The organism is Streptomyces sp. NPDC054841 (genome assembly GCF_053611045.1).
On record NZ_JBSGZO010000287.1, the window covers coordinates 1 to 11111 of the forward strand.

Consider the following 11111-nt stretch of genomic DNA (forward strand, 5'->3'; position numbering starts at 1 on the left):
CCAGCCTGAGACCCGGGGTTCGGCGCCGCTCACCACCCTTCCCCCCTACCTGCGCGGCCTGCTCAATGATGGCCGGAGTGCTCCTCGTTCCCCCCACTGCCACCACTGCTCCCCGCGTGCTGGTCATGTGACGAGGCGGTCTCCACGGTCCCACCGAGCCGGCCGCGCAGCGCTGTCACCACCTTCGGCTCACCGACCGCGACCCACTTCCTGCCGACGAGATACGAGCCGCCGTAGTCATTGGCCTCGTTGATCCACTCGCGCTGGCCGCGGTCGGTGGCGAAGGTGGCGAGCACATACTTGCCGTCCTTCGTCGTGCAGTTGGCCTGCCGGAGCTCTTTCGCATCCGTCTGGATGTTCGGCTCGCATTCGGCCTGCTTCGCCAGCTGTTCCAGGGTCCCCGTCGCCGTCTTCGGCACTTCGGGGGCCTCTTCGTCGTTCGCGCCGCATGCCGTGAGGGCCGTGACGGCCGTCAGGGCCAGTGCGGCCAGGGCTATCTGTGCCGTAGGGGTGAATCGGGCTCGTTCCGTACTCATCCGGCCATCGTGCCCGCTCGGCACCCTGGCGCGCTGCCGAACTCCGAGTAACGTGCCGCGCGACGCACACGCACCTGTTGTCTCACGAGCAACACGGAGGAGCGCCGATGACCGGACTGTCGAGACGTTCGCTGCTGGGCACGGCCGGGGCGATCGGGGTGGGTACGGCCTTCGCGTCCCCCGCGTCGGGGGCCTCCGTCGGCCCGAACGCGGGGGCGGCTGCGGGGACGGCCGCGGCCCGGGCCGCGCTCCACAGGCTCCTCCCCGCGCACGCGCGACAGTTCCGGCTCACGGCCCTGCACGGAGAGCCGGGCTCCGAGCGTTTCCGGGTCTCCGGCACCACGGGGCGTGTCGAGGTCGCGGGCACCGGCCCGGCCGTGCTGCTCACCGGCGTCCACTGGTACCTCAAGTATGTGTGCGGAGCCCATATCTCCTGGTCCGGTACCCAACTGGACCTTCCGGAGCGGCTGCCCGCGCCGGATCGCGTCCTCGAACGCGAAGCCACCGTCCCGCACCGGTTCGCCTTCAACGACACCCATGACGGCTACACCGCCCCGTACGCCGACTGGCCCCGCTGGGAGCGGCTGATCGACGTCCTCGCACTGCACGGCTGCAACGAGGTCCTCGTCACGGCCGGCCAGGAGGCCGTCTACCACCTCCTCCTGCAGGACTTCGGCTATTCCGGCACCGAGGCGCGCACCTGGCTGCCCGCCCCTTCCCACCAGCCGTGGTGGCTGCTGCAGAACATGAGCGCGTACGGCGGCCCGATGAGCCCCGAGCTGATCGCGAAGCGCGCCGAGCTGGGCCGGCGGATCGCCGTACGGCTGCGCGAGCTCGGCATGTCCCCCGTCATGCCCGGCTACTTCGGCACCGTCCCCGACGGATTCGCCGACCGCAATCCCGGCGCGCGCACCGTCCCGCAGGGCAACTGGTCCGGCCTGCGGCGTCCCGACTGGCTCGATCCGCGCACCGAGGCCTTCGAGCGGGTCGCCGCCGCGTTCTACCGCCACCAGCGGGATCTCTTCGGTGAGGTGCGGCACTTCAAGATGGATCTGCTGCACGAGGGCGGCTCGGCGGGCGACGTGCCCGTACCCGACGCCGCCCGCGCCGTCGAGCGTGCCCTGCGGACCGCCCGCCCCGGCGCGACCTGGATGATCCTCGGCTGGCAGGCCAATCCTCGCCGCGAACTGCTCGACGCCCTCGACAAGCGGCATCTGCTCGTCGTCGACGGGCTCTCCGATCTGGATTCCGTCAAGGACCGCGAGAAGGACTGGGGAGGCGCGCCCTACGCGTTCGGCACGATCCCGAACTTCGGCGGGCGGACCATGCTCGGCGCCAAGACCCACACCTGGACGGAGCGGTTCACGGCGTGGCGCGACAAACCGGGCTCCGCCCTCGTCGGCACCGCCTACATGCCCGAGGCCGCCGAGCGCGACCCGTTGGCGCTCGAGCTGTTCTCCGAGCTGGCGTGGCGCGAGGAGACGATCGACCGCGACGAGTGGTTCGCGGCGTACGCCGATCTGCGCTACGGCGGCCGGGACGAGGACGCCCGCGCCGCGTTCGCCGCGCTGCGGGACTCCGTGTACCGGATCAGCAGCCGCGACGGCCGCCCGCACGACTCGATCTTCGCCGCCCGGCCGTCGCTGACCGCGGCTTCCGGCACGTACTACGCCACCCACACGCCCGCCTACAACGCCGGCGTGCTCGACCAGGCCTTCGCGGCGCTGCTGGGCGTACGGGAGCGGCTGCGTGGGTCCGACGCGTACCGCTACGACCTCACCGACCTCGCCCGTCAGGCGCTCGCCAACCGCTCCTGGCAGTTGCTGCCGCACCTCGATGCCGCCTACGCCCGCGGAGATCTCGCGACGCTGCGCACCCTGGCGCGGCTGTGGCTGAAGCTGATGCGGCTCAGTGAGGAGATGAGCGGGTCGCACCGTGCCTTCCTGCTCGGGCCGTGGCTGGACGACGCGAAGCGCATGGCCTCGTCGGACACGGAGCGGGCGGAGCTGGAGCGCACCGCGCGGGTCCTCGTCACCACCTGGGCGGACCGGGTCACCGCCGACAACGGCCGGCTCGCCAACTACGCCAACCGCGACTGGCAGGGCCTGATCGGGGACTTCCATCTGCCGCAGTGGCAGGCGTTCCTGGAAGAGCACGAGGACGCGCTGGCGCAAGGCAGGCCGCCCAGGACGTTCGACTGGTACGCCGTCGAGGAGCCGTGGACGCGGGAACGCAGCGGCTTTCCGCTGCGGCCGCTCCACGATCCGTACCGCACGGCGCGCCGGGTGTACGAGGTGCTGTCCCGGGCCCCCTACCAGGGCACCGTCGCCCTCACCGCCAGGCCCGCGGTGCTGGAGCCGGGCGGAACCGCAGAGGTCACCGCGGTCTTCCGCAATGTGAACGGGCTGCGCGCCACGGGCCCGGTGGACGTCGGCCTCACCGGCCTCGGCGAGCAGCCCGCCCGGTTGCTGCCGCCGGTTCCGGCGGCCGGTTCGGCGACGGCGGCCTGGACGGTCCAGGCACCGCCAAGGCCGCTCACCTCCCCGCTGGAGCCGCTCCCGTACGAACTGCGCACCACCTACGGCCCGCAGGGCGAGGACCCGGTCACCGCCGTCCAGCGGGGGAACCTGCACATCGCCGGGCCGCTCGCTGCCGGGTGGCGTACGTATGCGAGCAACAGCGCCGTGTTCGGGCAGCTGGACGGGCGTTTCGCGATCAACGGCAGCGGCGTCGACCTGTGGCAGGCGACCGAGCAGTTCGGCGCGCTCTACCGGCAGGGCGCGCTGCGGGACGGCGGAAGTCCGACGCTCCGGGTGGACACCCAGCCTGCGACGGGTCCCTGGGCCCGGGCGGGCATCGTCGTACGCAACAGCCTGGCGACGACCGGCTCCCCGGGCTTCGTCAATCTCGCGGTCACCCCGGCGAACGGTGTGGTGCTCTCGTACGACTCGACCGGCGACGGCACGCTCGACGCCTACCGGCGCGTCCCGGGGGTGCGGGCCCCGGTGCTGCTGCGACTGAGCCGCGAAGGTGACCGGTTCACCGGCGCGTTCTCCACGGACGACGGCAGCACCTGGCGCCTGGTCGCCACGGTCCCGGTGCCGGGCGTGGCGACGGCACAGGACGCGGGACTGTTCATGACGGCGGCGCACGGCGGCACCGGGGCGCGGGGCACGGTCGAGTTCAGCGGGCTGTCGGGGTGGCCGTCGGCCTGAGCCGTACGCCGGGTGTCGTCGACTAACGTTTCCCCTCCAATCACTAGAAATCGCCCGCTGGAGACTGCCGTCATGACCGCGATCCCCGCCACCACCGTCGCCAACCTCCGCGATCTCGGCTCCACCCCGCTGTCCGGCGGGCGGGTCGGTCAGTCCGGCGCCGAACGCGGCTGGAGTCGTAGGCACGGAACAAGCCCTGGGGAGCAGCCTGCCGTTCGTCGCGACGACCTGCGCCGTCGGTTGTACGGCGGCGGCACGCGCGGCCCCCCGCCTTGGGTGTCGCGTGGCGCACTGCGAGCACCCGTAGCCGCTAGAAGTGGTCGGGCAGCCAGGGTTCGAGGTCTGCCGTACTGCGGACGAGGGACGCGAGCGCCTTCTCCGACACGGCATGGAGCCCGGCCATCCGGGCCGAGGCGGCGGACCTGTAGCCACCGGCGTACCAGACCGCGAGCTGGCGCCGGGTGAAGGTCACCTGTCCTTCGACCTGGGTGGGGGTGATCTCGGCCGCTCCGGCCTTCACCTGGAACATCCAGCGGTCCCAGGAGTCGCCGGTCTCGTTCTCGATCTCGATCGGGACGGCGGTGGTGAGGTCGGCGGGCCAGCCACGAAGTCGGACGGCCTCGGGGACGTCGAGGATGCGCAGCATCCAGGGGTGCCAGGACTCGGCGATGGGCCTGAAGCGGTGGAGGTTGTGCAGCAGGGTGGGATAGGGCGGCAGGGCTCCGCGACGGAACTCGATGGTCTCGGCGCGGGTGTTGTGGCGGCCGAGGAAGGCGAGCATGGCCGCCGCGGTCGGCTGACTCGCCGCCCAGAAATCGTGGACGACGAGGCTCATGCCGTGACGCTCGCGCCGCTTCGTGGCCAGCGACAGCACTCCGGCTGTGGAATGGCCGGGCCTGTTGAAGCGGTACGTGGTCAGGGCGCTCTTGCTCTCCTTCCAGGCGGACCACCAGGCGGGCCGGAGCACGGGGCCGTTCCACTGCCGGGCAAGGTCCCTCTGGAGCGCCTGGGCGTCTTCGGTGAGGCCGTACTCGATCTCGAAGTCCTCGCCGGAGAACGACGTCTTGAGGTCGTCGGTGGCGACGGTCCAGGCGAATACCTGCACCGGGGCCTCCCAGCCGAGCCGGCGGGCGTAGCCGTTCGAGGATGTGGAGTTCGCGGAGATCACCGCGCCCCGCTCCTGAAGGGGCCGCAGCCGCTCGGCTCGACGTTGTGGAGCTGGCGGTCTGCGGGGATGCCGAGCTGGCGGGCGGTGAAGCCCGTGATCCGGGCGTTGGCCTGGTGCGGCACGAGTCGCTCGACGTCGTCCAAGGCCCAGCCGGCCGCCGCTGCGGCCTGGCGGGAGGCGGTGGACATGCGGTCGGCGGCGTGACGGAAGACCTCGGCGCCTTCCATCCGCAGGGCGCCGGGGCGCGGGGCCCGGATCAGGTCGGCGTGTGTGCCGTCGCTGCCGAGCAGTACCGGCCCGAGTGCCCCGCTCTCTGCCACGGTGCCGCGCCGCAGGACTACGGCGCCTGCTCCGTCGCCGAACAGGGGGACGGTCGTACGGTCGTCGGGGGCGGGGAGGGCTGCGAGCCGGTCCGCGCCGATGACGAGGACGGCCTCCGCCGTGGCGGCCGCGATGAGTCCGGCCGCCGTCGCCAGGGCGTAGAGGAAGCTGGTGCAGCCCGCCGCGAGATCGAATGCAGGGATGCCGGTCAGGCCGAGCCGGGTGGCCACGGCGGGGGCGGTGGCGGGGCAGCACCGGTCTGGGGTGGTCGTGGCCAGTACCAATGCCTGTACCGGCACGGATGAGGAGCGGGCCAGGGCTTCCGTTGCGGCTTGGACCGCCAGGTCCTCGGTGGTGAGGTCGGTGCCGGCGATGTGCCGCTGGGCGATGCCGGTACGGGAGCGAATCCACTCGTCCGTCGTGTCCAGCCGGGCGGTCAGGTCGGCGTTGGTGACGACCGTTTCCGGCAGGGCTGCCCCGATGCCGCACAGGACGGCGGCCCGCTCGCCCGGCCCGGCCGCGCCGGGTGCGTCGTGGGTGGTCATCGGGCCTCCTTCAGCTGCCGGGCGACGTCGGCGATGAGGTCTTCCTGGCCCGCGACCACTTGCCGCTCGCCGAGCGCGAGGAACAGATCGAGCGGGTCGACGCCCTCACGCCGGGCGGTTGCCAGCACCGGCTTCTTGAAGCCGGAGAAAACCCCGGCCAGGCCGCTGACGAGGCTGACCGAGTCGATGACCGGCTGGGTCTTCATCAGCCGCGCTTCGGCGACGTCCGCCGCGTGCAGGACCTTGCGCAGCCCGATTCCGGTGTCAAAGCCCCGGCGTTCCAGTACGGCCACGAGGACTTCGAGCTGGGTGTTCCCGGCGCCGGCGCCGAAGCCTCGCGCGGTGGCGTCGATGATCAAGGCTCCGGCCTCGATCGCGGCGATGGAGTTCGCCACGGCCAGGGAGAGGTTGTTGTGGCCGTGGAAGATCACAGACACGTCGACCGCCCTGGCGATGGCGTGGACGCGTTCGATCACGTCGGCCGGGAGGTAGTGGCCGGCGGAGTCCATGATGCCCACGGCCTGCGCGCCGAACTTGGCGAGCAGGGCGCACTGTTCGGCCAGCTGGCCGGGGCTGGCCATGTGGCTCATGAGCAGGACGCCCTGGGCCTCGGCCCCGAGGTCGCGTACGGCGCCGAGGTGGCGTTCGGTCACGTCGGCCTCGGTGCAGTGCGCGGCGATCCGCACCACGTCCGCCCCGTGCGCCACGGCGGCGTGCAGGTCGTCGGCGGTGCCCCAGCCGGGGGCCATGAAGACGCCCATCCTGGAATCGGTGAGGGCTTCGCGGACGACCTTCAGCATCGACGCGTCGGGGAGCTTGGCCCGCCCGATCTGGAGGCTGCTGGCGCCGAGGCCATTGCCGTGGCCGACTTCGACCACCGGCACCCCGGCGGCGTTGGCGGCTGCGGCGTAGTCGCGGAGCTGGACGGCATCGAGCTGGTGGCCGACAGCGTGGTGGCCGTCGCGGAGGGTGGGGTCGTGGATCAGTACCTGGGGCCGATGGCCGCTGGTGGATACGTCCATGGGAGATTCCTTCACCGGGACGGGGCGGCGGCGTGCTGCTCGGCGAGCAGCAGGGCGGCGCCGTTGATGATGTCGAGATTTCCGGCGTACTTGGGAATGCGGCCTCCGGTGGCGGTCACCTGAACCGCGACCGAGATCCGCCCGTCCTGCACCTCGACGGAGTTCACCGCGAACCCGGGCGCGAACGCCCGGACTTCCTCGGCGGCGGATGCGACGGCGGCGCCGACCGGGCCGGGGCGCAGATCGGGCGCCAGTACAGTCATGACCACCCGGAACAGCGGCGCCGGCCGCGCGGGGCTGAGGTTGACCATCACCTTCACCTGGTGAGTGCCGGTGAAGGAGCGGATCGCGGCCTGGGTGGTGGCGATGTACTGATCGAGGTTGAGCCGGGTGGCCCGGCCCGCGCTCGTGCTCGCCCCGGTGGACACCACCTCGATGTAGGCCGGGGTGCAGTGCTGGGCCACGGCGTGCAGAACCGGGATGGCCGCCTGGCCGCCGCAGCTGACCAGGTTGATGTGCCGGTGTGCGGCCGCCTGACCTCCGTTGACGGTCGGCACGATGACCGTTCCGAGCTGCGTGGGGGTGAGGTCGATCAGCGTCGTGCCGGTCTCACGCAGGGCCTCCCAGTGATCGGCGTGGACGTCGGCGTTCGAGGCGTCGAAGACCACATCAAAGGGGCCGGACTCCAGCAGGGCGGCGATTCCGCCGGAGGTCGTCGCGCACCCCATGTCGGCCGCCCGCACAAGTCCCAGGCTCTCTCTGCTGCGACCCACCACCAGGCGCAGGTCCAGGCTCTTCGAGCTCTGGATCTTGTCGGCGAGATCGATCCCGATCAGTCCCGCGCCGAGCACCGCGACGCTCGTGCGTCGTTCGTCAGCAGCCATGGGCTGTCCCTTCTTCGTGGATGACGTACGTGATGGCGGGTACGGCCGCCCTCGGCCGCGAGGGTCAGGTGACGCGGAGCTCCACCGGGGGCAGATGTGCCGAGTGAGCCCGCACCGTCGAATCGACTTCGAGGGGGAGGCTGGCGTGCACCGCCCCGGCCAGGACCAGGTCCCCGGCCTTCAGGCCGGCGCGGAAGCGGGCCAGCCGGTCCGCGAGCCAGACCAGCGCACGGAACGGATCTCCGAGTACCGCCCGGCCCTCGCCCGTGGCCACGGCCGTGCCGTCCACGCTCACCACCAGCGACTCGGCGGCCAGGTTCACGTCCGGGTCAAACGGGACCATGGCGCCGGTGACGACGCGTGCGCAGGACGCGTTGTCCGCGATGCTGTCCGCCACGGTGATCCGCCAGCCCGTGAACCGTGTGTCGATCACTTCCAGGGCGAGGAACACCCCGGCCACGGCCCTCCGGGCGGCTTCCAGATCGATGTCCGGGCCCGCCAGGTCGCGGCCGAGCCGGAAGGCGATCTCCGCCTCCACCCGCGGCTGCATGAGCTCGCTCCGGACCAGGCTGCTGCCGCTGGGCAGCACCATGTCGTCCAGGAGGACACCGGAATCCGGCTCGCCGACCCCCATCTGCTCCTGCATGGCCTGGGAGGTCACCCCCGCCTTGTGCCCGATGACGCGGGCCCCACCCGCGATCCGCCGCGCGACCCCCGCCGCCTGGACCCGGTAGGCGTCTTCAAGGGCCAGTCCGCCCCGACGCTCGGTCAGTGAAGCCACCGGAACCCGGTCGCGCTCCGCGGCCCGCAGGGCCGTCGCCTCGTCGCTGATCCACCGAACTCGCCGATCATCCAAGGAGATCCCTCCCAAGGGGTATCCGTGCGCTTGTCGGAGAAAGGGCGCAGGAGCAGATCCGGGGCGGGGCGCCGCCCACAGGCCACCGGGGCCGGGGCTCGGCTCTGCCGAGCGCCCAGGGCGTCCTGGCCTGATGAAGAGTCAACCCGCGACGGGTTCACGGCGGTACGGTGGCGGGCAGGCCAAGCGGTATATCGCGTATATACGGGCAGGTGCTCATGACCACACGCACGCCGAACCAGCTACTCCGCGACCTCGTCGCCGAGTCCGGCCTCACCTACGAAGCCTTAGCCAAGGCCGTGCGGGCGGTCGCCGCCGAATGCGGCGCCGCCTTGCAGACCAACAAGAGCGCGGTGGAGCACTGGATCGCCGGAGCAACGCCCCGGGGTGACACCGGCCGCTACCTTGCCGTCGCCCTGTCCCGGCGCCTGGGCCGCCTCCTGACCCTCGCCGAACTCGGCCTCCCCGCCGCTGCGGGCGAAGCGGACAATGACACCATCGGGCTGTCCCTCGGAGACGACCCGTTGGACGCCTTGTTACCGATGTGGAGGTACGAATTGGACCGCCGCCGCTTCCTGACGGCCTCCGCCTACTCCGTGGCCGCCGCAGCCCTGCCGCTCTCCCACGTCCACGAGATCGCCGCCCGCACCGCCGCGGCCCGCACCGGCCACACCGTCGGCATGCAGAGGTCGCCGCCGTCCGCGACATGATCCGCGCCTTCTCCGAGATGGACGAACGCCACGGCGGACAGCACGGCCGCAGCGCTCTGGTCACCTACCTCCGCGACGACGTCGCCCCGCTGTGCCGGGCACGCTTCCGCACCGACGAGGTCCGCCAGCAGATGCTCTCGGCCGCCAGCCGCGGCGTTCACCTCCTGGGGTGGAAGAGCTACGACGCAGGCCAGCAGGGACTCGCCCAGCGTTACTACCTCCAGTCCTACGCGCTGGCCGCCGAGTCCGGCATCCCCGGGCAGGACGGGTTCGTGATGCGCACCATGGCCATGCAGGGCCTCAAACTCCACCGCCCCGAGCACTGCCAGGGCCTCGCCGAAACGGGCCTGAACCGCGCCAAGGGGCGGGTGGACGCCGAGACCGAAGCCCTCTTCCGCGTGGTCCACGCGCACACCCTGGCCAAGATCGGCAAACGCCGTGGCGCCCTCGCCGAGGCCGAACAGGCTCGCACCCGGCTAGTCGGCGCCCCCGGCGATGAGGTCGCCTTCTGGGCCCTGACGTGGGGCCCGCCGGCAGCCTCCGTGTACTCCCGCACCGCCAAGGTCCACGAAACCCTGGGCGACCACCAGGCCGCAGCCGAGCAGTACGCCCTCGCCGCCACCGCCCGCCCGGCCGAGACCTACGCCCGGATCGTCGCCCTCGACCTGGTCGCGGGCGCCGAGATGCACCTCAAGCGCGGCGGCATCGAGCAGGCGTGCGCCACCTGGCACCGGGCGATCGACCACATGGACGGCGTCCGCTCCGTCCGCACCCGCAAGGCAGTCAGCCGCATGAGGGGCGACCTCGCCCGCTTCCGGGCCCGCGGCCTGCGGTGTGCGGCCGAACTCGACGAACGCGCCCGCGACTTCCTCGCCAACGGGTGAGTCAGGCGCCGTGTCGCAGCGGCGCCCGCGTGTACCGGCGGACGACCGGCTCCAGGTAGTCCGCGTGCGGACCGACCAGGCCGGCCAGCTCGTCCGGGGATCGCACAAGCGCGATCTCATCGAGTTCGGGTTCACGGCCCTGGGCACGCTCCGCCCTCGCCGCAGCGGCGAAGCCCTCACGCACCACTGACTCCGGCAGGGCCGGGGCGAGGTAGGTCAGACCAACGCTGCTGTTCTCCCCGCGGGTAACCGCCCACAGCCGCAACGCCTCGGGGCCCGTGTCGATCCCCATCTCCTCGACCAGCTCCCGCGCCGCCTGCCCGCACAGTGCGGCCTCATCCAGAGCTTCGCCGTCTTGGGGCGGCTCTACCGAACCTCCCGGCAGCTGCCAGCGGCCCGGGGCGGCCGTGGACGGCGACATCCTCGCCGCCAGTACACGACCGTCATCGGTCGGCTGGACGACGTTCACGAACAACGACGGCAGCGCGGTGGCACTCAGAACCCGGCGCAGGGCGTAGTGCCGGTAGGTCACCCGCGCCCAGGAGAGGCGCAGGGCGTGCGGCCCGGTCCATCCCAGTTGCGCGCACGCCACCACCGGCCCGTCGAAGAGGGTCGGGTTGGCCTGAACCGCCATGTCCCACACACGGTCTCTGGCCGATTCATCCTCGGGTGACAGCGGCGGCGCTTCAACCTCCACTAGGTGAAGCCGTTGCACATCGAAGAGGTCAAGACCCACGGGGGGCAGCGTCTCGGTCACCGGCTCATCGTAGAGCCCGTAGCCTGGGCGAACGGGAGCACGCCCAGCGACGGATCAGCGCAGTAGCGACGGCCAGTTCACCGTTTTCCCCGGGCTACGGCACGTTTCCGGCGTACTCCGGAACCGGCGCGAATCGCATCTGATGCGAACTGGGCGCTCGTTGCGCCGCGTTGGCCGATCGGGCGTAAGGAAGCCGCTGATCAGTGAATTGAG

General features: G+C 71.8%; 10 protein-coding genes. 3 read left to right on the forward strand and 7 right to left on the reverse strand.

Annotated features, from left to right (window positions below; translation table 11 throughout):
• Window positions 1-62: 62 nt before the first annotated feature.
• Entirely contained in the window at window positions 63-536 is a 474-nt protein-coding gene (locus ACWGI8_RS29720; RefSeq protein WP_453665539.1) for a hypothetical protein, read from the reverse strand.
• 107 nt (window positions 537-643) lie between these two features.
• Here ACWGI8_RS29720 and ACWGI8_RS29725 point away from each other — a divergent pair, with 107 nt between their 5' ends.
• Complete coding sequence (locus ACWGI8_RS29725) at window positions 644-3751, forward strand: alpha-N-acetylglucosaminidase (RefSeq protein ID WP_453665541.1); 3108 nt, start codon at window positions 644-646, stop codon at window positions 3749-3751.
• Window positions 3752-4061: 310 nt separating this feature from the next.
• On the opposite strand, the gene ACWGI8_RS29730 is transcribed toward ACWGI8_RS29725, so the two are convergent.
• From ACWGI8_RS29730 to ACWGI8_RS29750, 5 genes are all read right to left on the reverse strand, one after another.
• Window positions 4062-4919, reverse strand: a complete 858-nt coding sequence (locus ACWGI8_RS29730) for a GNAT family N-acetyltransferase (RefSeq protein ID WP_453665542.1) — start codon at window positions 4917-4919, stop codon at window positions 4062-4064.
• Window positions 4916-5785: a beta-ketoacyl-ACP synthase 3 gene (locus ACWGI8_RS29735; protein WP_453665544.1), complete on the reverse strand. Its 870-nt coding sequence runs from the start codon at window positions 5783-5785 to the stop codon at window positions 4916-4918. The genes ACWGI8_RS29730 and ACWGI8_RS29735 overlap by 4 nt, the downstream gene beginning before the upstream one ends.
• The gene (dmpG, locus tag ACWGI8_RS29740) at window positions 5782-6807 is read right to left on the reverse strand and encodes a 4-hydroxy-2-oxovalerate aldolase (RefSeq protein ID WP_453665545.1); all 1026 of its coding nucleotides are present in this window, start codon (window positions 6805-6807) and stop codon (window positions 5782-5784) included. Before dmpG ends, ACWGI8_RS29735 begins: the two co-directional genes overlap by 4 nt.
• An 11-nt stretch (window positions 6808-6818) precedes the next feature.
• Window positions 6819-7691, reverse strand: coding sequence for an acetaldehyde dehydrogenase (acetylating) (locus ACWGI8_RS29745; protein WP_453665547.1), 873 nt, complete (start codon window positions 7689-7691; stop codon window positions 6819-6821).
• A gap of 64 nt (window positions 7692-7755) precedes the next feature.
• On the reverse strand, window positions 7756-8547 hold the full coding sequence (locus ACWGI8_RS29750; RefSeq protein ID WP_453665548.1) for a 2-keto-4-pentenoate hydratase: 792 nt from the start codon (window positions 8545-8547) through the stop codon (window positions 7756-7758).
• A 218-nt stretch (window positions 8548-8765) separates the two neighbouring features.
• Between ACWGI8_RS29750 and ACWGI8_RS29755 the strand changes: the two genes are divergently transcribed.
• Window positions 8766-9257 carry a hypothetical protein gene (locus ACWGI8_RS29755; RefSeq protein WP_453665549.1) on the forward strand — a complete coding sequence of 164 codons (492 nt, stop codon included), beginning with the start codon at window positions 8766-8768 and terminating at the stop codon, window positions 9255-9257.
• Window positions 9254-10141, forward strand: a complete 888-nt coding sequence (locus ACWGI8_RS29760; RefSeq protein ID WP_453665551.1) for a hypothetical protein — start codon at window positions 9254-9256, stop codon at window positions 10139-10141. Before ACWGI8_RS29755 ends, ACWGI8_RS29760 begins: the two co-directional genes overlap by 4 nt.
• A 1-nt stretch (window position 10142) precedes the next feature.
• Here the strand turns inward: ACWGI8_RS29760 and ACWGI8_RS29765 are convergent, their stop codons facing one another.
• Complete coding sequence (locus ACWGI8_RS29765; RefSeq protein WP_453665553.1) at window positions 10143-10775, reverse strand: NUDIX domain-containing protein; 633 nt, start codon at window positions 10773-10775, stop codon at window positions 10143-10145.
• Between the last annotated feature and the right edge of the window lie 336 nt (window positions 10776-11111).

Excerpts from the sequence above, each read along its gene's own strand:
- ACWGI8_RS29720 (WP_453665539.1), bottom strand. The coding sequence starts at position 536 with ATGAGTACGGAACGAGCCCGATTCACCCCTACGGCACAGATAGCCCTG.
- ACWGI8_RS29760 (WP_453665551.1), top strand. The coding sequence starts at position 9,254 with ATGATCCGCGCCTTCTCCGAGATGGACGAACGCCACGGCGGACAGCAC.
- dmpG (WP_453665545.1), bottom strand. The coding sequence starts at position 6,807 with ATGGACGTATCCACCAGCGGCCATCGGCCCCAGGTACTGATCCACGAC.
- ACWGI8_RS29765 (WP_453665553.1), bottom strand. The coding sequence starts at position 10,775 with ATGGCGGTTCAGGCCAACCCGACCCTCTTCGACGGGCCGGTGGTGGCG.
- ACWGI8_RS29735 (WP_453665544.1), bottom strand. The coding sequence starts at position 5,785 with ATGACCACCCACGACGCACCCGGCGCGGCCGGGCCGGGCGAGCGGGCC.
- ACWGI8_RS29755 (WP_453665549.1), top strand. The coding sequence starts at position 8,766 with ATGACCACACGCACGCCGAACCAGCTACTCCGCGACCTCGTCGCCGAG.
- ACWGI8_RS29725 (WP_453665541.1), top strand. The coding sequence starts at position 644 with ATGACCGGACTGTCGAGACGTTCGCTGCTGGGCACGGCCGGGGCGATC.
- ACWGI8_RS29745 (WP_453665547.1), bottom strand. The coding sequence starts at position 7,691 with ATGGCTGCTGACGAACGACGCACGAGCGTCGCGGTGCTCGGCGCGGGA.